The organism is Olivibacter sp. XZL3 (genome assembly GCF_004368405.1).
Taxonomy (GTDB): Bacteria; Bacteroidota; Bacteroidia; order Sphingobacteriales; family Sphingobacteriaceae; genus Olivibacter.
On sequence record NZ_SBJH01000040.1, the window covers coordinates 24,865 to 48,085 of the forward strand.

Genomic DNA, 23,221 nt, shown 5'->3' on the forward strand with positions numbered 1-23,221 from the left:
AAACATATTATTAACATTAGTTTCATCCGCTCAGACACTAAAACCGGAGCAACAGTTCACGTGAAAAAGATTTGTGGTACTTCTTTTAGAGCATTTTTCCGAAACCCAAACTACATAAATTTTAACAATCTATTATGAGCACAACACGCAACAAAAGGGTAATGGTCCCTTGGTTAACTGGTTTTGCGCTAGCAGGAACTTTGCTGCTAACGCATCAGCCGACGGCCCGCGCAGAGAAACTGGCCGGATACAGATCCCTTGTAACATCGCAGCAGACAACAATCGAAGTACAGGGTATTGTCACCAGTGAACAGGGGCCATTAGCCGGCTTAACCGTCAGCCTCAAATCAAACCCTAACATCGGTGTAAGCACCGATACAGATGGTAGATACCTAATTAAAGTTCCCGAGAATGGCACCTTGGTTTTTCAGATGCTTGGTTACCAAACCCGGGAAATTTCGATAGCAGGTAAACAGCGTATTAACGTTCAGATGGAACCCGACAATACGGATCTGGATGAAGTGGTGGTGGTTGCTTATGGTACCCAGAAAAAAGCAAACCTAACAGGAGCCGTAGCAACCATTAAGAACGAACAGTTGGTCAACAGACCGGTCACTTCAACGCAAAATGCACTACAGGGATTGACCCCGGGGGTTACCGTATTGCAGCGCCCGGGTGATGTTGGGCGGACCGACAACGGAACCAGCAATAATACCGGTGGTGTGACGGTACGTGGAAGAAGCAATTTAGGTTCGCCTGCACCGATGTACATTATCGACGGCATACCGGCTTCAGCACAGGAATTCGCTTCGCTTAACCCTAACGACATCGACAATATGTCGGTATTAAAAGATGCCTCCTCAGCAGCCTTATACGGCTCCCGCGCCGCAAACGGGGTCATCGTAGTAACTACGAAAAGAGGTGGCGGCGAAAAAGCAAGCATCTCTTTCAATGCCAATTACGGTCTACAATCGGCTACGCGACTGCCCAATTATAGCAATTCGGCGGATTATGCCACATTATATAATGAAGCGATGCGGAACGCCGGTCGTTCCGAACTTTTCAGTGCCGATGAAATCCGTATGTTCGCAGACGGATCCAATCCTGATCTATATCCCAATACCGATTGGTATAAGGAAGTACTTCGCAGTAGCGCGCCACAAAGTGATGTCAATCTCAACATCAGTGCACCGGGCAAAATCACCGATTACTACTTAGGACTTTCCTATTTAAATCAGGCGTCGCTTATACCCGACAAAACGCAGGATCGCATCGTGGCCAAACTCAACACCACAAGTAAGCTGCTGCCGAACCTCTTAACTATCGGAACGAACTTTTCCTTTATCAAACAAAACTTTGATCGGCAAGGTGCCGAAATGAGTTGGACTGAACTTAACCGCTCGTTGCCAACCGCCGTATTACGACAGTCGGACGGCAACTGGGGCTCGATTAACGCAGGTGTTGCCAATGCCGACGTTGCCAACCGGAACCAACTCCGTAGGCTACAGGAAGGCGGTAGTGCTTGGGATCGCGACAATTACTTACAAACCGCGGCTAATGCAACGCTTACACCACTGAAAGGGCTTTCCATCAATGGCTTGGTTTCCTTAAAATATACAAATTCCAACTCGTGGTCATTCAATGCCGAAATCGATCCGATTCCGAATTTCCTGAGCGGTGAACCAATGACAGCCTCCCGTTTCTTCCCGAATGAAATGCAGGAATATTGGAGAAAGCGACAGGAACTACTGGTACAAGGAACCGTTGATTATGAGCGCACTTTTGGCAGACACTACGCAAAAGCAACCGTTGGAGCATCACAGGAAAGTAATGTCTACCGTACCGCCTTTTTGGGCCGGAGAAATTTCCCTAATAATGATATGACGACTATCGGCAGCGGATCTACCAACCCATCTGACATCAGCTCGGACGATGACGGCCAAGCGAACAGAACGCTGCAGGAAGAATGGGCCATGCGCTCCTTATTCGGTCGCATAAATTATTCCTATAAAGACAGGTATCTGCTCGAAGCCAATGTCCGTATGGATTATTCATCCCGTTTCAGAGAAGACCTCCGCCGGGCAGTGTTCCCCTCTTTTTCTGCTGGATGGCGCATTTCCGAAGAGGACTTCATGAAAGATATTGATTGGTTAGATAACTTAAAACTGCGCGGTTCTTGGGGCTCGCTGGGTAATCAAGATGCAGTCCGCATCGGTAACTATTTTGAATTGATTAACACCGGATACGCCTACAACTTTGAAGGCACCCCCTTAGACGGCGCATGGCAGGGCTTAGGCACGAACCCGCTAGCACTTTGGGAAAAGGTATACATGACGGATATCGGTCTGGACCTCACCTTATTCAAAGGGAAATTAGATGTTGTAGCCGATTATTTTGTAAAGAATACCGATGGCATTTTGATGCAAGTGCCGGCTTTAGCCTCTTATGGATTCCCAACATCGGGCATACCCTTTATCAATGCCGCTGAAACGCGCAACCGTGGAATCGAGCTGATGGTTACCCATAACAACACCATTGGAAAGGACTTTCAGTACAGCATCAGCGCGAATATTTCCAAAATCAACAATGAAATTATGAGCTTGGGCGGTGCACAGGAGCGCTTTAACAGTTATTGGATTGAACGGGTAGGTGAATCTGTTGGTGCCATTTTCGGCTACCAAGCCGACGGTCTGTTCGTGGATGAGGCCGATGTGGAAAATCATGCCTTTCAAAGCAATGCTACCCGCCCGGGAGACATTAAATACCGCGATCTAAACAACGATGGTGTTATCAATGCAGACGACCGGACCATTATCGGTAATGACGTTCCTTGGTTTAACTATGGGTTTAACTTGGCAGCGGCTTACAAAGGCTTTGATCTGAATATAATCACTTATGGTGTAGCCAATGTACAAACCTATTTTGAAAGCGAAGCCGCTTTCCCGTTCTTCAATGGCGCGGGTATCAAGGAAGAGCTAAAAAACCGCTGGACACCGGAAAACCCCGATCCTAACGCACATTTCCCACGACTGTTGGTTTCCGCAGATGGGCAACAGAACTATGCAAACGGAAACCGTTCCTCGTTCTGGGTATTTAATGCTTCATATTTCCGCATCAGGGGAATTACCTTGGGCTACACCTTTAACGAGCAAATCAGCAAAAAACTTGGTATGTCGAATTTACGCATTTTCGGAACGTCCAATAATCCGTTCACCTTTATGGCAGATAAACGTTTGGCCGATTATGACCCAGAAATGGAAGCCGGTAGAGGGGGATACCCCGGTATTAAAAGCTGGTCCTTTGGATTAAATGCCCGTTTCTAATCACCTTATAATATTAAAGCATAGCACTATGAATACTAAATTTTCACTATATATCGCTGCAATAAGTACTTTATTGCTAGTTCAAGCCTGCAGCAAAGATTTTTTGGAACGGCCGCCATTGAATCAGGTTTCCCAGGAAACGTTCTGGCGCTCTGAAAACGACGTTTATCAAGCGGTTAATGGCGTGTACAATCAATTACCTGCGGACGCCATCATCTATGACGATGGCACCTCCGACAATGCGCACGCCCAGTACACCTGGGAAAGTTTTGCAACCGAACTTTCTTCCGGCAACGTAACCACCGCACTGGCGGGAAGTTGGGACTTCGAAGATATCCGCCGCTGCAATTATTTTCTAGAAAACGCAGATATGGCCGCACCGGTGATGGATGAGGTCCTACTCAACCGCTTCAAAGCCGAAGTACGTTTCGTAAGGGCCTTTGCCTACCTTCGACTAATGAACAAGTATGGCGACGTGCCGCTGATTACGGAAACGCTGGAACTCGAAGAATCGAACGTACCTCGTACCCCACGGGCAGAGGTGTTTCAGTTTATTGTTGACGAGCTAAGTGCGGCAGCAACTATTTTACCGGAAACTTATGCTGGTGGACGGCCAAACGAAAAAGGCCGGGCTACTAAAGGGGCCGCACTGGCGCTCTTGGCTAGGGCCAATCTTTATGAAGGGAGATGGCAAGCAGCCGCTGATGCCGCACAGGAAGTGATGGGGCTAGGCTATTCTCTTTTCCGCGTGAATAGCGAAAGCGGTCCCAGTCAACGGGATAACTACAGCAATTGGGTAGATTTCAACGGGGCAGAGGACGAACAAAACTTCAGGTTGGCCCTCCGCAGTTATGAAGGCTTATTTCATCAGGTTAATGAAGATAACAATGAAGTCATCCTGGATAGACAACGCATTCCACAAGTGGATGCCAACTTCTTGAACACTTATCTCCTTCCCGGCGATATGGGCGGATGGAGCTCGGTTACACCTACCCAAAGCTTGGTAGATGCCTACGATAACTACCGAACTGGGGCACCCGTCACGCCAGTCAGCCGGGAAGACCGTGCCTCTTGGTACAGCGGTGGCGACCCCCGTTTTGCCGATGAATACAAAAACCGTGATCCACGCTTTTACGCAACCATCCTGTTTAATGGTGCGCCATGGAATGCGCTCTCCGATGGTTATACCTTCACCTGGACGCCCGGCGCCTCCAACATGTCACAAACAGGCTATAATTTCCGGAAACTGGTGGATCCACGTTTCTATGCCGAGAACATTGACAACCACGCTAATGTGATCTTGATTCGCTATGCGGAGGTGTTACTAACTTATGCAGAAGCCAAAAATGAAGTAAGTGGACCCGATGCTTCTGTTTATGAAGCACTTGACCAGATTCGCCAACGCGCCGGCATGCCTCCTGTCGACCGTAACACCTATGCCTCACAGGCAAGCCTCCGCGAATTCATCCGTAAAGAACGGCGGGTTGAACTAGCATTGGAAGGACAACGTTTTATGGACATCAGGAGGTGGAGGATTGCGCCCGAAGTGATGACGAATGTATATGACGTACGGAACACCTTGGCACAAGCAAGAAATTGGGACGACAAGCTCTATTTATTGCCCGTTCCTCAAAACCAGATTGACCTTTCACAAGGTATATTGACACAAAACAACGGTTATTGATTCACTTCTATAAAAAAATCCCGAGTGCAATGCGCTCGGGATTTTTTTATTCCTTTCGGTTTAATGAAAATCGCTCAATGAAAGCTTATGCTGTTTCCCTGCTACAAGCTCTAGCTCAGTTGACTTCCCTTGGTATACGATTGTTCTTTTCTGGCCTTTATCCGCAATAATAGCAGCCGACTTCAATTGGCCTCCCTCCCATTTTAAATCCACTGTGAAACCTCCCCGTGCGCGCAGCCCCGCAATTTCTCCGGCAGACCATTCCCGGGGAAGTGCCGGCAACAGCTCAATTTCACCGGTATGCGACTGCATCAACATTTCGGCTACGCCCGCTGTGGCCCCCATATTTCCATCCAACTGAAAAGGCGGGTGGGCATCCAAAAGATTGGCATAAGAGCCGGAGCCATCTCCTTCATAGTTTATTTCACCAGAGGCCGCTTTCGTCGCGCCAGCTGGCTTAATTACCATTTTATATAACTTCAATGCCCGATCGCCGTCTCTTAGTCGTGCCCAGAAATTCACTTTCCAGCCTAAAGACCAACCAGTGGCTTCGTCACCACGGGCTTCTAAACTTACCCGCGCGGCTTCCGCAAGCGTTGTCGTCTTTAAAGGCGAAATCTGCCGTCCAGGATGCAAAGCAAAAAGATGCGATACATGGCGGTGCTTATTATTGGGGTCATCTACGTCTTCCTTCCATTCCTGTAATTGTCCCCATCGCCCTATTTTCGGCGGTAAAATGCGGTCACGGATGCGCTGTGCGGTATCGGCAAACGCCTTATCGCCCAAGATGATTGCCGCTTCAACCGAATTATTCAATATATCCCAAGCGATTTGGTGATCCATCGAGGCTCCACCGGAAATACCGCCATGCTCCGGCGAATAGGAAGGCGAAGACACCAGGTAGCCATCTTCGTCAGGCGTCAAATAATCAATCCAGAACAGGGCTGCCTCTTTCATAATCGGATAGGCCCGATCCGCTAAATAAGCTGTATCTTCTTTATAGGCATAATGCTCCCATACGTGCTGCGCAAGCCAAGCTGCTCCCGCCGGAAAGAAGCCCCAAGGTAAATCCCAGTTTATTGCCGTATAGCCGTAGGCATTGTTCATGGTATTCACCATCCAGCCCCTTGTACGGAAAAAATCCTGCGCGCTTTTTTTGCCAGGCTCTACCAAGCTTTCGATGTAATCGATTAAAGGCTCGTGACACTCAGGCAAATTGGTTACTTCTGCCGGCCAATACAACATTTGTTGATTGATATTGGTATGATAATCGGCCGCCCAGGGCGGGTTTACACTATTGTTCCATTTCCCCTGTAAATGCATGGGCATAGTCCCAGGTCGCGAAGCCGCAATCATCAGGTAACGCCCATATTGAAAATACAATTCTTCCAAGCCCACATCTTCCGCCCCTTCAAAAAAAGCCCGTTGCCTTTCATCTGTTGGCCGATCGATAGTAGATTTACCTTGTAATTTAAAGCTAACCCGGCCGAATAAAGCGCCATAATCCGCTTTATGTTCACTAAGTAATTGCTGATAACTCTTTGGCTTTGCTTCATCCAGACGCCTTTTCACTTCCGCCTTAAAATTATTCCCTTTATAGTGCGGATATTGCATCCTATACTCGGTAGAAGCCGTGTGAATAATAACGAGCGACTTAGCTCCTTTCACCGAAACCTGTCCGTCCGCATATTCTACTTTCCCATCTGTTACAATTTGATAGGCCGTCTCGAATGCCTGTTTGTTATTCGGCACATAGCCCACGCATGTGTACCGTAAATTTTCAAAGTGCTCCCTTTCTTTATGCTGCGGCGTTACAAAACGAAGCTCATAGCTCTCTGCCTCGTCGGCCGTAAACTTATACACCATGACACCTGCTGGATAGTGACCAAAATAGCTGCGGCTGTACTTATTGCCCTTTATGCTGTAAGATACACGTCCTACCGCTTGCTTTATGTCCAACTCTCGCCTGTAATTTTCTACGGCTGCCTCGCCGTGTCCTATCGTAATAAACAAATCGCCCATGGTTTGCTGCGCACCGTAATCTCCCCAGTCGGTGCGATCGCCCGGCTGTTTAACCGGAGCTACGCCGACCATATAGCGTGCTACCAGTTCATCAGCCTCTTTCAATTTTCCCTGCTTAATCAGCTCGCGCACTTCGCCAAGATGCTTCCACGCGTTTGGACGATTTCCAAAGTTGTACTGCGGGTTCGCACCGGGGCCGCCGGACCAAAGGGAACCTTCCGAAAACTGGATCTGCTCCTGAGCAATTCCACCGAAAAACATAGCGCCGATATAGCCGTTCCCAATTGGAAGAGCCTCCCCCATCCAGTCGGTAGCCGGTTTATTATACCAAAGCTTCAGCGGTTCATCTTGAGAAAACACAGTTTTTATACCTATTAGGATGTAAAAAAGTAAGAGGACAGTCGATTTCACCATTTATTTTGAATTAGTTAAACTACATAGATAGCATATTACCTTCGCAAATGAAACAACTATATCAGCGAATTATTCAGCTATATTTACATTATTGATTACTTAGTTGAAACTTTCCCTTCTCAAAACCTTCTGCTATATTTACTTGTTGCTATAAAACCAAAGAAAATACCATGAAACGGTTTTCCTTTCTGCTACTTGTACTTATTTCTTTTGCTGGCTATGCACAAAAACGCGATACGACAGACGCATTGCAACGCACTTTGAAGAACTTGGAAACTTTTCAGCAGAAGCATCCGCAAGAACGGGTTTACCTACAAACGGATCGATCGTACTATGAAGCAGGTGACGACATTTGGTTTAAGGCTTATGTAACAGTAAGCCAGTTTAATTTGCTGTCGGCCATCAGTAAAATCATGTATGTAGAACTCCTAAATGACCAACAGGAAGTGGTACAATCCCGGCGCTTGCCCGTAATTTCGGGACTGTCCATGGGCGACTTCAAACTACCCGAAACACTTGTGGAAGGGCGATACCATATCCGTGCATACACCAACTGGATGCGGAATTTCGACGAAGGTCTATTCTTTCACAAGCCTATCACTGTCAACAGCAGAGACGCGAGCGGCATAATTACCCGCAGCAGCTTTATCTACAGGAATACTGAAGAGAAGGACAAACAAGTACACGGCACAGTGCTGCTTACCGACTTTGACGGACGGCCAATTCCCAACAAACAAGTTGCTTTTGAGCTGAAGGGCAATGGAAAAACCATCGCACAACAGGAGGTAGCAACAGATGAAATCGGTCGACTGCGTTTTCAGTTTCCATATGAAGGAAGAAAGAGGGGGCAACCGGATTTGTTGATACTCCATATTGATCAAGGCAGCGAGGGTCCAACGGTGAAAACAGTCCCCGTAGTTGTTCGCCCCGATAAACGGGCCGTACATCTTTACCCCGAAGGCGGTACGATGTTGCCGGGAATCCAAAACCGCATCGGCTTTCAGGTCACACGCAATGCCATAGAAGAACAAGGGGAAGTGCAAGGCCTTCTAAAAAGTGGACAGCAAGTGATTGCTCGTTTCAACAGCGACTCGACAGGCTTGGGCAGTTTTTCTTTTGTTCCCGAAGCGCATAAAGAATATACCGTGCTTATGCATTTTGGCGATGGAGACACCTTACGAATGCCCCTTGCGGATGTGCGGGAAGAAGGTTTTCATTTAGCAGTGAATAATTTGATGGACCAAGGGATTGTAGCCCAACTTTCGGCTACCGAAAAGCAGCTGAAGAACCAACAGATCGCCTGCATTGTTCAAAGCCAAGGTATGGTGTTTTATGCTGCTAAACAACTATTGAATAAACCTGAAATCGTTTTCAATATCCCTAAAAAGGATTTGCCCTCTGGCATTCTGGAACTCGCTATGTTAGATGAGCAGATGGATTTAATCGCTTCGCGTAAAGTTTTCATCTTAAATCCACGTGACACACTCGGGCTACGCGTGACGCCAGATCAAACGAGCTACGCCCCTCGGGAACGGGTCACGCTCAACATCGAAGGCCTTATGCCCGACACGGCAGATGTCGGTGCACTCTCCGCTTCCGTTATCAACATAAGCAAAATACCGAAAGTCCTTTCCGTCGACAACGACATTTTGTCGACCTTACTATTACAAAGCAACACCTACGATACATTCGACCAGCCTGTTATTACAGCCGATTATGAAGACAAGCGGGTACAACAGCGGATTGACGAATTGATGCTCACTCAGCCGAGCAATCGGGTGTTTTGGAAAAACATCAAGGAAGGTAAATTTCCGGAAATTGCCTACAAACCGGAAAAAGAGTTGCGCATAAGTGGCATCGTAACCAATCAGCAAGACGAGCCGGTGGCCAACGCGAAGGTGACAATCGCTTCCTTTAAACCTACGGCAACCGTTTTAGATACGGTGACAGACAGTGCTGGCCGTTTCAATTTCGACAAGCTGTTGTTCTACGATCAAACCGACTTCCTTGTGCAGGCAAGGGATGCCCGTGGAAAGAAAAATGTAAAAGTAAAACTGGATGAAGTGCCGAGCCAAGCGATATCACAAGCGGAGAATAAGGCCGGAGAAGTGAGGGTAAGCGCCAAAGAGGGGCCTGACAGTCAAAACAGCGAAAAATCGCTTGATGAGATACAGCAATACGGCTTTTCGGGAAAAAGCATTGTGTTGGAGGAAGTGGAAGTGAAAGCCAAAAAAGAAAATCCGGCGAAACACTCTGCAAATTTGAACGGCCCGGGAAATGCCGACCAGGTTATTAGTGGCGATGAGCTCTACTTCAACGGCTGCCCTACACTCGACATCTGTCTACAGGGACGATTGGTGGGCGTACGTTTTATGAATGGGATTCCCTATAGCACACGGTCTATGAACCGACCGATGCAAATTATTGTCGATGGGATGTACATGGATCCGTCGGCACTCAATATTATCAATCCCTTTGACATCGCCTCGGTGGAAGTATTACGAACCGTGGGCAATACGGCCATTTATGGTATGTATGGCAGTAACGGTGTACTAATTATCACTACACGGCGAGGCGACCAGCCGAGGCGTTTCGGACCGGAACTTTACACTCCGGGAGTAACGACCTTCAGTCCACAGGGCTTTTATGAAATTCGTAACTTCCCTTCGCCCGACTATGGCGCAACGGCGGAAAAAGTAAACGAAGCGGATCGCCGTACGACGATCTATTGGCAGCCCGATGTGATCATTCAACAGGACCAACCGGCCTCGGTTTCTTTTTATTCTGCGGATGAGCCCGGTGTCTATCGCATCGAAGTGGAAGGGCTGGATGTGAACGGTCGACTAGCCAAAACGACTTCCTACATAACGGTAAAAAACCAATAAGCCCATGCAGCTGCTGCGTCGACTATACGACTTCCGCAAAAACAAGTCGATTCGCCAGATCCAATTCTTCTTTTGATATACTATGCATTTTACCTTTGAATATCTTCAGGCTAACTTGGGCGCCCAAAGCTTCCAAAACAGAGACGCTCTCTTCCACACGCGATAAGGGGACATGGGGGTCCGGATCACTGGTTGTAACCAGTATCGGCGTCTGCTGAAAATCACCTTGGTACCGTGCTTTTTTCAGCTGTTCTCCTATCAATCCTCCCGTAAGAGCTACAACACCTCCATATTTCGTGGCGTTCCGCGCTACATATTCTAAGGTCAGGCAAGCACCTTGAGAGAAACCCAAAAAATAGATCTGCTCTTCTTTGATCCCGTTCGCCTTTATTTCCTCCACCACCTCAGCGATGGTAGCTATTGCCGAGTCCAAAGCAGGTTGGTTATCCTGCTCAGGAGCCATAAAACTATATGGATACCAACTGTTGTTACTTGCCTGCGGAGCGGAAATAGCCATATCATCCAATTTTAAAAAACGTTGAAGCGAAATGATGTCTTCTGCACCTCCACCCCGTCCGTGAATCATGACGATAGCTTTGTTGGCCTCACCGAAAGGTTTGCCTGCTGTTATAAATTGTTTCTGATGTGTGTACATGTTAGTTGCCCGTTATTCGTTATTGGTTATCGTTGTTAGGAGTAAGCGCAGGGCGAACCTGCGCTACCGATATTCATAAAATCTTTCTACTCATAACGTCTTTATCCGCTCATTCACTTCCCCTATACCAAGGAAGGAAGTACTTTCTCTAACTGTTCACGATATGGTTCATATTGTGAAGGTAATTTTAAAGCGCTACCGAGGTCAGCGACGGATTCATCAACCGCAAAGCCGGGATTGTCGGTTGCTATTTCAAAAAGCACGCCTCCCGGCTCTCTGAAATATAAGGAATAGAAATAATTACGATCAATTTTCTCCGTAATTTGCAAGCCTGCCTCCAGCACCTTTTGACGGTAATGCATCAACACTTCTTCATTTTCTACTCTAAACGCCACATGATGCACGGATCCGCCGGCTACATGGCCTGCGCTTTCGCCTGGCGCCTCAACGAGATCCACCAAGTTCGCTTGCTCCGCATGGTCGGTAATGAAGCGGAAGCGGTTGACATGCTCCTCTGCCAAACGATAACCCAAGATATCCGTCAACACCTTAACCGTCGGTTCTATCTTATTCGTGGTGATGGTAATATGGTGAAAGCCCCTCGTTGCTACTAGCTCGCTCACCTCTGGGGTAACCCAAGGTTTACGAACATCTTCTTTTTTGGGAACGGTCAACTCAAATTTCAGTCCATCGGGATCTAAAAAAGTCAAATACTGTTCGCCAAATTTCTCGGCCACTTTATTGTACGTTACATTATTTTCCTCAAAGCGTTTCATCCAAAAATCCAAGCTTCCTTCCGGCACCGCATAACCGATCTCCGTCACTTGTCGCGTTCCGCGCCTACCCGCCGTTATCCCACCCCAGGGGAAAAAGGTTAAAATAGTACCAGGCGTACCCACCTCATCTCCATAGTAGAAATGATACGTTTCCGGGTCGTCAAAATTGACTGTTTTTTTCACCAAGCGTAAGCCCAAAACACGCGTATAAAAATCGTAGTTTTTTTTGGCGTCACCTGCTATTGCCGTGATGTGGTGGATACCTTTTACTTGATTGTCCATGATGTATTCCTTTCATTAGTATGATACAAAAATCGGCATCCTTTTGTTCAAAAAACTTAATCTAGGACAAGAAAGGAAAAAGCTCACTCAAAAAAAGTTAACCTATTAAAAATAAACCCGTTAAAACAAAAAGCAGTACGAATTGTTATTTCAATAGTGTTCAATTAAACTTTGTTGTCATGGAAAAGAAAACATCATCCGTTCAAAAAGAAGAGACTCAAGATACAAAAAAACGTATATCGCCGAAGGTACAAAATGAGTTAAAAGACCGATCAGAGAGCTTTGCCGACAAAAAGCACAGTCGAAAACACGATTCTCCGAAGACCAGCAGAAATCCGAAGGGCTTTGCTTAACTTTAGCGGCAGCTACTTCATTCAAAACTTGTGAAAAAGAAATTTGCCTTAAGCTGATAACAGAAGGGGTCGCCTGGCAAAAGGCGGCCTCTCAATGGGTGAAAGCTCGTCCACCGAATTGACGCAAATTATAGGTGAAGCTTAACAGAAAATACTGCTGCAAGATGTTTGATCGGGCGTCTTCGATATAGCGCTCCGTTATGGTGCGCGTTATCTGCGTATTACTATTCAATAAATCAAAGGCCGTAAGCGTTATTTCGGCTTCCTCCTTCTGAAAAAGCTTTTTACCAATAGAAGCGTTCCATAACAGAAAACGTTGATCATAACCGGCGGCCAATCCGGTATTATAACCATAATTTAGGCTAGAGGCCACCCTTAGTCCTTTCCAAAAGATATAAGTTATGTCGTTCCGGATCTGCTGGTTATACGAATTGTTGCTTAAACCGTCGTTACTGCTATTCCTAACCAGGTTATAATTACCGCTGTAAGACAAGCTAAAAATGATCTTGCGACTAATGTTGCTATTAATACCGATGCGCTGATTGATTCCAAATGTGTTCGTATGGGTTACCACCTCGTTCAGTAAACCGACATCGCGATTATGATGCAGGGTGGTGTTTGCGTTCAAATTGATCTTTAGTGCTTCAATCGGAATACCGAAGGATGTATTGGCACGTACACTGTAATAGCCATTTACATTAACCGGCCTGGTAAACTGCGCCCCTTTCCCTAGCAATACGTTATCCAGGATAAAGGTATCTACCGCTGCTACAATTGTGGAATTTACAATACGGTTATCGGTAAGTTCACCATTCAGTCCGACCGAAAAGTTAGCGCCAGACCGGCGGTTCACGCTATTATAGTTCATAGAAAAGGCGTGCCTAAATTCCTGTTTAAGGTTCGGGTTCCCTCCGGTGATGTTAAGCGGATTTTGGTTGTTTACGACATCCTGCAGCTGCAGTACATTTGGCGGATTGGTAGCTGTATTATAATTAAAACGCAGGCGGCGATCGCGCGAAAAGCGATAAGTAACATTCGCATTCGGCAGGTAATTAATAAATCGATGTGCGGCACGCGTCACTTCCGGAAAAATCCGGTCATTAGCCATGTTGGCCTGTTGATAGTCAATTCCTAAATCAAAAAGAAAGGCTTCCGAAGTATATTGGTAATTGAAGCCCGCGCCATAGAATTTGTAATCGTTTCTAAATTCATTGGACAATTCGCGATTTAGCTCACTATATTGCCCGGTTGCCAGTAGGAAATCGTACATTCTCCGATCTGAATAACTATTGTTAGTGCGATGGCTCAGATTCCCCATTAATCGCATGTGCGCTCCGAGCGGCTCGGTATAAGTAATTCGAGCATTCCAAAGGGTGCTGTTCGACCGACTATCGTTTCTGTTATCAACCGTATCGGAACGACTTACCATCCCGTTCGTGTAAAACATATTGTGGGAAAGGGCAAAAGCTTCGTTCGTGTTCCGGTTATAGTTATTTTCCAGATGCGCGGAAACGGATCGGCCGCTGCTGTTTAGTCGGAGCCCGTAGTCGATACTTCCACCAATGGTAAAGGCATGGTTATCACCCCGATTCTGTCTGTCTGAGGTATTAATCAATTCCTGCAAGACGTCCAATGTACGTGTATTATTGGCATTACTGGTCTTTCCACGACTAAAGTTGATCCGCGGATTGAAGGTCAAGCGCTGGGTAGAGTCGCGCTTAAAGACAACGCGTACACTAGCCGAATGGCCCTGATTATTTCGATTTGTTTGCTGGGACGATACATTAAACTGACTGGCTTCGTCTGTCATCAGCACTTCCCGATTAGCGGTTTGTATTAAGTCCTTATCCGATGTATTGAAATGGTAATCGGCATTAAACTCCACTTCTTTCCACCAGGTATTACTATAATTCAAGGCAATGCGATGGTTCGGACCGATCCCGCTACCAGTACCGCCGTCGCCCCCGCGCCCGCCTCTACTGCTAGCTCCCACCAGCTCATTACTCGAAAAACTTCGTTGGTTTATATTATTTGAAAGGATATTTCCGCTGATTCGCCTATCCCCATTAAATGCATTGAGAAAGCCGCCGGTATTATATCGATCTTCATTTCCCGTTGCGCCCGCCAGGCGGCCAAAATAGCCATGTCTCTTGTCCGGTTTCGTAACGATATTGATAATTTTGCGCCGATTGCCGTCATCGAACCCAGTCAATTTCGACTGCTCACTCTTTTCATCGATTAACTGTATTTTATCGATCACATCCGCTGGAAGTGTCTTCAAGGCTACCGCTGGATCGGAACTAAAAAACTCCTTTCCATCCACAATGATCTTTTGGACATCTTCGCCCTGCGCCTTAATTTTCCCTTCTGCATCGATTTCTACACCCGGAATTTGCGCCACCAAGGCATCGGCATCTGCGTAAGCTTCAGTTTTGTAAGCAGCCGCACTGAACTCGGTGGTATCACCTTTGACAACTACGGGCGGCGGTGAAACCGTAATATTAACCGCATCGAGCATCGTAAAGTCGGTCGCCAAAGAAAACCTGAGCTGTAAATCGCGTCCTTGCACTTTCACCTTGCTTTTGTTTTGCTTATAGCCTATATACGTTAACGAAAGTGTATACTCGGCGTTTCGCAAATCCGCCAACACAAAACTTCCATCCGCCTGAGCAACGGCTTGTTTAATAACCGAATCCTTGGCATTCAATAGACTTACGCGGGCACCTTGCAGTCCTGAACCGTCCGCACTGTCTAACACAGTACCGATGATTTTATATTGGGCCGAGCTAAAAAAGAATGAAAAGCAAAAAATCAGGCAAATAGAGACTCTTAAATGTATCTGACGCATTTATCATAAATTGGTTTGGATAAACCCAGAATACGCATTAGCTCATGAACTGCAATGAAATGGATGGTTTCGATCATTCCCTTTCGTTTTAATTCCTAACGCGTAATCTGGGATAAAAAGTGATGTCTAAACCGACGAAAGTTTAGACATGCACTCCTTGCCTACCCGAGGCTTCTACCCAACTGAATTAATGTTCTGTTTGTTTTAGTATAAGATAAGACTGCGTATCATCTTGGTGGTTTAATCACCACTTAATTGTTACAAACCGCTATACCGAAGTTTTGCAAATAGCGCGGCGGACTTAAGAAGTAAAGTGGCTTTTTTATCTATTCCTCAATAGGAGATATATAAGGCCAAAGTTTTAAGAACAGCTTCTCTGAATCTTTATCCCTAAAGTGATTTTCTAAACAGAAAGTCTCTTGCCCATCCTCCCCATTAGCCGCTACTTTTACGGGCACTCCTTCATTCACTTTTTCGAGCACATCCACTAAACATTCACTTAAGAAAGTAGTAGGGTGGCCATTTTTTTTCAGGTCGGCAAAATTTTTATAGGGTGCTAATTGCACCGGGGTAATAGACATAAGCACTTTCGCAATATTATCTAAATTGGGTCCCATGACTCGCTCAAAATCCACTTCCCCTGACTCAATACACCGGCAATCGATGGAAGAAATTAAAATAGTCAATTCCAAAAAGGCTTCTGGATTTTTTTCCCATTCGGGATGATAAGACATCAATATGCGGATCAAATCGATTTCTCGTAACATAACGCTATTGGTATAATTGGTTAACATTCGTTCCTTTTGACTCTAGACAAGCAGGTAACGTATATTCAAACTTACTAATCTATGTTGAAAATTCCAAACGAACTTCTTCAATTTGAATCGTTTACAAAAACAACAGCAAAGAAAATGATTTGGTTTTCGTCGGAGAAAGGAGCCTTGGGGGATATGAGTGAACCGCCGCTATATGGGTAAGAAATGTATGGGAAGAGAGACGGAAAAGGAAATCCGAATCCGTCTCTCGATTGGAGCGCAAACTGTTATTCGCTATAGGGAACGCTGAACATATTACTAACTCGGCCTTTAGGGGTCACGATAATATAATTCAAGTTCACCGGCTTTTCTTTTTTGCCTGTTTTAGGCAATTGAATAGGCCCTGTGTACACATTAGCTGTCTGATCCGCTTTATGATTGTCTACCGTGTAATAAACGGTGCTATTCGCCACGAAAGGAATGATCTCAGCTACGTTCCTTCCCGATGCAGGATCGGTACTGATGTTTACCTTTGCTTCGGGAATACGATAAAAGACGTTCAATTTTTCCAATTCCTGCAGACGTGAGGGTAACCTGTTAACCGAAAAGTCATCAAAACCCTGCTTGTCTTTTGCGGTCCAAGCAATCTCCGCCAAAGCTAAAACCCTCGGGAAGAGCATGTATTCTAACTTATTATTGGTACCGATGTACTCCGTCCAAAGGTTAGCCTGCACCCCTAAGATATGCTTTTGTTCTTGCGCACTCAATGACGCAGGGCGCGGATGATAACTATATACCCGTTCGAGCGGTAGAAAACCGCCAATAGCCAATGGCTCTGTGGTGATGTCTTTTGCCTGATAGTGGTCAATATAGAGATGGCTATTGGGCGTCATAATCACGTCGTGCCCCATCTTTGCAGCGGCAATACCACCCTCTTCGCCTCTCCAGCTCATGACGGTTGCGTTGGGAGCCAATCCACCTTCCAAAATTTCATCCCAGCCCACCAATCGCCTATTGTGCTTATTCAAAAATTTCTCGATCCGCGTGATGAAATAGCTTTGCAGGCCGTGCTCATCCTTTAATTTGTTCTTTTTAATCAGTTTTTGAGCAAAGTCAGATTGCTCCCAGTGCTCTTTCGGCACTTCGTCTCCGCCGACATGAATATATTGGCTAGGGAAGATATCCATTACTTCCGTAAACACATCTTCCAAGAATTTGAAAGTTTCTTCTTTCGGACAAAAGATATTAGGGTGTACGCCCCAAAAGCCGGCCACCTGATACGTGCTGTCTTTACAGCCGAATTCAGGGTAAGCAGCCAAAACTGCCGTACTGTGTCCAGGCAACTCGATTTCCGGAATGACGGTAATTTTACGATCTGCGGCATAGCTTACCAGTTCACGGGCTTCGTCTTGCGTGTAATAACCACCGTGTTTCTCACCGTCGTAAATAAAGGGCTTAAAATCGCCATATTGACCAATGATGGTAGAATCTCGCCACGCCGATACTTCTGTCAGCTTTGGATATTTTTTAATCTCCAAACGCCAGCCTTGATCGTCCGTCAAATGCCAATGCAACCTATTGAATTTAAAGTATGCCATTAAATCCACCACTTTCTTCATCTCGTCCAGCGAGAAGAAATGCCTTGCCACATCAATCATCACTCCACGATAGCCAAATTCAGGCTTATCTGAAACGCTTACTGCAGGTATTTGTAGGCCACCGTTTTGCTGCTCGATTAACTGTAAAACCGTTTGGAGCGCGTAGAACGCACCGCTATTACCACCTTTGATTTGAATCGATTTTTCAGAAACCGTTAATTGGTACGCTTCTTCTTCCGCTTGTCCATTCTCAATAAGAATGTACTTTCCACTCGGCTCCTGAACAAGAGGTAAGCGCAATTGATAACGGTTCCATAAGATTTCATTGAACAGGCTCATATTTTTCCGTGTAGCCTCATCCTTGACAACCAGTTTCGTCTGATTATCTAATTTAAAGACGCCTGTCCCTGCTTCAATAGATTGAGGCTTTGGAATTAAGGGGTAGGTGCGCTCTTGAGAAAAAGCAGTCGTCAGATAAAAAAGGCCGACCGCCAGTGTAATAATTTGTTTTAGCATATTCGTTGTTGTTGGTTTTACGTTATAAGTTTTTTTGTTACAAGTGCTGCAGTCATTAGCAGAAGCCGTATCTAGTATTCACTGCTGACAGCGCCCTCGTTTTTCCCTACGGGAGGCAAGCTTTTTACTTTTTTTCATACACCTCCAGCTCGGCAATGCTAAAAGCTATTTTGCCTTTGTCTGAGACCGACTGTTTCGCCTCCAGCTTGATGTACTGAGCGTCCACTTTCTCTTTCAATGGGGTGTACTGTAAAATAGGATTGGCTTTGATATTTGAAAACTCGCCATCGGCCACCAGCTTCCATGCTTTACCATCGTTGCTTGTGTAATAAGCATACTTTTCAACCATACCGATTGAGCTTCCGTCCTGTCTTGGCAAATAGCCGACAGCCGCTATTCTTTGCACAGAACCTAAATTCACAACAAGAGAATTCTTTTTGGTTAAGAAAAAGGATTCTTTATCGTTGTCAATTGCTTTTTTCGCTTCGCCCGTTGGCGTCGACCAAGTATTTTTTTCCAGTCCTTTTCGTTCGGTGGTTCCTGCGTCCTTCAGTTCTTCCGGTTCAGCAAACAGGCCGATGTCACTCAAAGCAATGCTAACCGGCGCGAATACACGTAATCTCAGCTTATTGGTCTCTACAGCCTGCGGCATACGAATAATACGATTGGCACCAATGCTGGTTGCCCTCGCCAGCGGCATCCACTGCCCCTCTTTCCATTCGTCTACCAAAATACTGTCGATGCGCTGTCCTAACTTTATATTTTCGCGCAAACGGATTATATTAAAAGATCGTTTTCCGGGGAGCTCGATTTCAAGTTCCGCCTGGTGCACCTCATCGTCAGTTGCCCAATAGCTGTAACGATCCTTATCCAGCAAATGCTGCATACCATAACGCGCGGTGTTTTCGCCACGTATGTTGGACGCTTGCAGACGGGCCCCATCCATCAGGTTTTTTGCAAACACCTTTTTCAACAGATCGCCGAATTCCTTCAATACCTTCACATCGGTTTCGTGCAGCAAACCATCGGTGTTGGGCGATAAGCCTAAATCGAAAGCACCGCCACGTCCAACGCTTTTGCAGTATAGATCAAACAACATCGCCGGCGTTTTCACCTGATCATCCTGCGAAGCGTGATAAAACCAGCCCGGTCGCAAGGGAACATCACATTCTGTTGGAATCCAACTTTCGCCGTTTCGCGTCCCAGTTCCGAGATTGCTGTCATCCATATATCCAGGCATTGGCGCTTTGCCGTCTTTGCCCACCAAGGTTATAGTCGACCAGCTTGTTTCTCCTGCGACCCCTTTTTCATTACCCACCCATCGCACATCGAGGCCGATATCGCTAAAGATATTCGCCGTTGGTTGCAGGGCCCGCGTGATGGCCCAAGTATTCATCCAGTCATAATAGGTCGATTGATCAACCTTTCGTTGTTCCCTCTTTCCTCCATAATAACCGTCTCCTCCATTTGCGCCGTCGTGCCAGCTCATGAAAAGCTCACCATAGTTGCTGTAAAGCTCCTTCAACTGGTTACGGTAAATCGAAACATAAGCCGGGGAACCATAAGCAGGGTTGTTTCTATCCCATGGAGAACAATAAACACCGAATTTCATTCCTAGTTTTTCTGCTGCCAATTGAAACTCCTTCACCATATCGCCCTTACCGTTTCTCCACGGGCTCTCGCTGATATTGTAAGCAGCCGTTTTTGTGGGCCAAAGAGCAAAGCCGTCGTGATGCTTTGCTACAGAAATAATTCCCCTAAACCCACCGGCCTTTGCCGCCGCAACAATTTGTTCGGCGTCGAAATTTTTTGGATTAAAAATGGCGGGGTCTGCATCGCCATAACCCCATTCCTTATCTTGAAAGGTCGTCGGTGTAAAATGTATAAGGCAATACATCTCTGTTTCATGCCATGCTAACTGACGTTCGCTGGGTAATGCGCCGTAAGGTTTAGGGGCATCATTAAAATCCTGCGCCATGCTACCGGCTCCAAACAAACACAGCGCCACCCAGGCTAAAAGGTTTTTTCCATTGTACATGCCTACAAACTTAACTTTCTACCAAAGTTAAACATTCAGGGAAATTAGCATAATGTTAAGTTAAATTAACTCTATCTACTTTCTTTCTCCACAAAGAAAATAGCGGCGAAAGCGCATGGCGGACTTCTTAGGGGGGAGGTCTTTCCTAAACTCCAACAATGAGCAGTCTCGATCTATACTCGCTCTCAAGCCATCAAATAAATAGCCAAGCTCCGGGGACCATGGGCTCCTAGCACTAATGATTGCTCAATATCAGCGGTTTTGGAAGGTCCGGCAATAAAGGCCCCGAAGGAATCATCGCCTAGACCCATTTTTTCGTATGCCTCGTGCATATTGTTAAGGATTTGTCGGCTGTCGACAAGTAACACTAAATGCTGACAAATAAACGGCAACACCCTTATCATCGTTTCCGGCACCCACAGTGCGCTGTTTTCTGCTACGCCGAACTGTGCCGACATAATCGCCATATCCACATTCTCTAGACTATGTGGATCAAGCGCGACATCGGTAATTTGTTCAGCCAAGCCTTCCATTTCAGGCAGGGTCGACACCATACGAAGTGGCTGCTCCAGCCCCCATCGTGTCTGCACTTCTGGAATGTAAGTCTGCATCAGATGATCTTTCACCGCTTGGTGGCTTTCAGCCTCCAGCACACTGGTACCAACGGCCTTCGCCACGTCGGAAAATTTCTGCACGGGATCCTCATAGGTGATGGGATTGCCCACCGCCGCCGGTAAAGGCACTTCTTCCAATGCTGCTGCTTTTATAGCTTGTATTATTTTGTCTCTACTGCTCATGAATAATTCAAAAGTAAAAAGTAAAAAAAGTGCCGACCGCATAGGCCTTTTCCCGACACCCTACTAACTATTCCCAACTCAACTACTCCCAAAATCACCTCTTCCCTTATACCACTCCCTAAAAGATTGCTTGGGAGGTTCGGGCATTTCACGCCCTTTATACCAAGGATTAAAACGGTTATTGACCGTAAATGGTGCGTACTTCAATGTAATGCGGCCCATTTTTCCAGCAAATTTGAATTTGCTCGGCGATGCCAAGGTACTGGCCATGAGTTTCATTGCGATCGTCTTTTTCTTATCGGTGTATCCGGCCTTTACCAGTTCCTGTCTCCATTTATACAGTTGATTATGAATGTCTATTTTTACTGGGCACACATTGCTGCAGGAACCGCATAAGGTAGATGCAAAAGGAAGATCAGCGAACTTCTGCATATCCAGATTAGGTGCTAAAATTGAACCGATAGGCCCGGATATGGCGTGATGATAGCTATGGCCACCGCTACGTCTGTAAACCGGACAAGTATTCATACACGCACCACATCGAATACACTTTAAGGAGTTTTTAAAATCAGGCCGCGCCAACTGCCTACTTCTGCCATTATCTACTAGGATGACATGCATTTCCTGTCCTTTTCGAGGCCTTCTGAAATGACTTGAATAGGTTGTTATTGGCTGTCCGGTTGCGCTTCTGGTAAGTAGTCGGAGAAACACGCCAAGATGAGCTCTTTTAGGAATTAGCTTTTCAATTCCCATGCTAGCGATATGAATCTCGGCAAGATGGGCGCCCATATCGGCATTACCTTCATTCGTACAGACCACCATTTCTCCGGTTTCCGCAACAGCAAAATTCACCCCGGTAAGCGCTGCACGGCGGGTAATAAAGACGTCTCTCAGGTGTTGTCGAGCCGTTTCGGTTAGAACTTGGGGGTCAGAAACACCGGCTTCCGTGCCTAGATGCTCATGAAAAATGTCGCCAATTTCCTCCTTCTTCTTATGTATACAAGGCAAAACAATATGACTCGGCATTTCTTTGGCCAGCTGTACAATCCGTTCGCCCAGGTCTGAGTCGATCACCTCGATCCCATTTTCCGCTAAATAATCATTCAAATGGCATTCTTCGGTGAGCATGGATTTGCTTTTAACCATCCGGTCTATACCCTTCTTCTTCAACAATTCACAGACAATCCGGTTATGCTCTTCAGCGTCTGCTGCCCAATGCACCTGTACGCCGTTTGCCAGTGCCTGCTCCTCAAATTCTTGCAAATAGTGCTGCAAGCGCGAAAGCGCATGGTTCTTTATTTGCGAGGCAGTATCCCGCAACACTTCCCATTCAGGAAGATCATGCGTCAAACGGTCGCGCTTAGCACGAACAAACCAAAGCGTTTGGTCATGCCAATTCACTCTAGCCTCATCCTTATTGAAAATATCCGCTAATGCGGCGTGTTTTTTATCTGTGTGCATTTTTGTGAATTGTGAGTGGTGAGTTGCGAGAAAACTGATCACTGGCAACCAACAGCTGGCAACTCGTAACTTAATTATTTGCTATTCAATATTTCGGCGATGTGGATCACTTTGGTGGCACTTTTATTTCGACGAAGGATGCCTTCCATGTGCATAAGGCACGACATATCGGCTCCTGTTATAAATTCCGCACCATTTCTTAGATGATCAGCCACCCTGTCTTTACCCATCTTTACAGACACCGCTTCTTCCGCCACGCAAAAAGTGCCGCCAAAACCACAACATTCGTCTTTTCGGTCCAACTCAACTAGTTCAATGTCTCTCACCATATTCAAAAGCATTCCAGGTTTTGAAAAAGGAGATGCTGTCAATTCGCTCATCTGCGAAAGCATCAAACCCCGCTGGCCATGGCAGCTTTGGTGCACGCCTACTCTATGCGGAAAGCGCGCATCCAACTGCTTCACCTTTAAAATATCTGTAAGAAATTCCGTCAGTTCAAACACGCGATGACGTATCTCATTGCTTGCCTCCGGAGCTTTATCCGAATGCAAGTGGTCTTTTACATGCAAGACGCAACTTCCCGATGGCGAAACAATATAATCGTAGCCTTGAAAGCACTTAATAAAATTTTCATTACATCCGCCGGTAAGATGTTCGTAGCCAGAATTCGCCATGGGCTGTCCACAGCAAGTCTGCCCTTCCGGATAGCTCACCTTTACCCCTAGTTTTTCTAAGAGCTCAAGTGTTGCTCGCGCCGCTCCCGGATAAAATTGGTCTACATAACATGGTACAAATAAGGCAACCTCCATGTGTT

15 protein-coding genes are annotated in these 23,221 nt (G+C 46.2%); 5 read left to right on the plus strand and 10 right to left on the minus strand.

Annotation, left to right across the window (positions count from 1 at the left end; all coding sequences use genetic code 11):
* Positions 1 to 134: 134 nt before the first annotated feature.
* Positions 135 to 3,323, plus strand: a complete 3,189-nt coding sequence (locus EPX21_RS08755) for a TonB-dependent receptor (protein WP_134089288.1) — start codon at positions 135 to 137, stop codon at positions 3,321 to 3,323.
* A 28-nt stretch (positions 3,324 to 3,351) separates the two neighbouring features.
* Entirely contained in the window at positions 3,352 to 5,007 is a 1,656-nt protein-coding gene (locus EPX21_RS08760; RefSeq protein ID WP_166670717.1) for a RagB/SusD family nutrient uptake outer membrane protein, read from the plus strand.
* Positions 5,008 to 5,067: 60 nt separating this feature from the next.
* On the opposite strand, the gene EPX21_RS08765 is transcribed toward EPX21_RS08760, so the two are convergent.
* Positions 5,068 to 7,443 (minus strand): glycoside hydrolase N-terminal domain-containing protein, encoded by a 2,376-nt coding sequence (locus tag EPX21_RS08765; RefSeq protein ID WP_134089290.1) that lies wholly within the window; start codon positions 7,441 to 7,443, stop codon positions 5,068 to 5,070.
* Between the two features lie 170 nt (positions 7,444 to 7,613).
* Between EPX21_RS08765 and EPX21_RS08770 the strand changes: the two genes are divergently transcribed.
* Positions 7,614 to 10,328, plus strand: coding sequence for an MG2 domain-containing protein (locus EPX21_RS08770; RefSeq protein ID WP_134089291.1), 2,715 nt, complete (start codon positions 7,614 to 7,616; stop codon positions 10,326 to 10,328).
* 22 nt (positions 10,329 to 10,350) lie between these two features.
* Here EPX21_RS08770 and EPX21_RS08775 read toward each other — a convergent pair whose 3' ends face one another.
* Both EPX21_RS08775 and EPX21_RS08780 read right to left on the minus strand, forming a co-directional pair.
* Complete coding sequence (locus tag EPX21_RS08775; protein WP_134089292.1) at positions 10,351 to 10,983, minus strand: alpha/beta hydrolase; 633 nt, start codon at positions 10,981 to 10,983, stop codon at positions 10,351 to 10,353.
* A 122-nt stretch (positions 10,984 to 11,105) separates the two neighbouring features.
* A complete protein-coding gene (locus tag EPX21_RS08780) occupies positions 11,106 to 12,041 on the minus strand; it encodes a ring-cleaving dioxygenase (RefSeq protein WP_134089293.1) in 936 nt (311 codons plus the stop codon).
* A 179-nt stretch (positions 12,042 to 12,220) separates the two neighbouring features.
* On the opposite strand from EPX21_RS08780, the gene EPX21_RS22665 reads away from it, so the two are divergent.
* On the plus strand, positions 12,221 to 12,394 hold the full coding sequence (locus EPX21_RS22665; protein WP_166670718.1) for a hypothetical protein: 174 nt from the start codon (positions 12,221 to 12,223) through the stop codon (positions 12,392 to 12,394).
* Positions 12,395 to 12,485: 91 nt separating this feature from the next.
* On the opposite strand, the gene EPX21_RS08785 is transcribed toward EPX21_RS22665, so the two are convergent.
* On the minus strand, positions 12,486 to 15,152 hold the full coding sequence (locus EPX21_RS08785; RefSeq protein ID WP_166670719.1) for a TonB-dependent receptor: 2,667 nt from the start codon (positions 15,150 to 15,152) through the stop codon (positions 12,486 to 12,488).
* Positions 15,153 to 15,568: 416 nt separating this feature from the next.
* A complete protein-coding gene (locus EPX21_RS08790) occupies positions 15,569 to 16,009 on the minus strand; it encodes a hypothetical protein (protein WP_134089295.1) in 441 nt (146 codons plus the stop codon).
* A gap of 81 nt (positions 16,010 to 16,090) precedes the next feature.
* Between EPX21_RS08790 and EPX21_RS23250 the strand changes: the two genes are divergently transcribed.
* A complete protein-coding gene (locus EPX21_RS23250; protein ID WP_255502063.1) occupies positions 16,091 to 16,219 on the plus strand; it encodes a hypothetical protein in 129 nt (42 codons plus the stop codon).
* Positions 16,220 to 16,284: 65 nt separating this feature from the next.
* On the opposite strand, the gene EPX21_RS08795 is transcribed toward EPX21_RS23250, so the two are convergent.
* The 5 genes from EPX21_RS08795 to EPX21_RS08815 all read right to left on the minus strand — a co-directional run bounded on the left by EPX21_RS08795 (position 16,285) and on the right by EPX21_RS08815 (position 23,216).
* Positions 16,285 to 18,111 (minus strand): beta-N-acetylhexosaminidase, encoded by a 1,827-nt coding sequence (locus tag EPX21_RS08795; protein WP_134089296.1) that lies wholly within the window; start codon positions 18,109 to 18,111, stop codon positions 16,285 to 16,287.
* Between the two features lie 124 nt (positions 18,112 to 18,235).
* On the minus strand, positions 18,236 to 20,149 hold the full coding sequence (locus EPX21_RS08800; RefSeq protein WP_134089297.1) for an alpha-L-fucosidase: 1,914 nt from the start codon (positions 20,147 to 20,149) through the stop codon (positions 18,236 to 18,238).
* A gap of 185 nt (positions 20,150 to 20,334) precedes the next feature.
* On the minus strand, positions 20,335 to 20,946 hold the full coding sequence (locus EPX21_RS08805; protein ID WP_134089298.1) for an LUD domain-containing protein: 612 nt from the start codon (positions 20,944 to 20,946) through the stop codon (positions 20,335 to 20,337).
* 78 nt (positions 20,947 to 21,024) lie between these two features.
* Positions 21,025 to 22,407 carry a lactate utilization protein B gene (locus EPX21_RS08810; RefSeq protein WP_134089299.1) on the minus strand — a complete coding sequence of 461 codons (1,383 nt, stop codon included), beginning with the start codon at positions 22,405 to 22,407 and terminating at the stop codon, positions 21,025 to 21,027.
* Positions 22,408 to 22,481: 74 nt separating this feature from the next.
* Positions 22,482 to 23,216 carry a (Fe-S)-binding protein gene (locus EPX21_RS08815; protein WP_134089300.1) on the minus strand — a complete coding sequence of 245 codons (735 nt, stop codon included), beginning with the start codon at positions 23,214 to 23,216 and terminating at the stop codon, positions 22,482 to 22,484.
* Positions 23,217 to 23,221 lie beyond the last annotated feature (5 nt).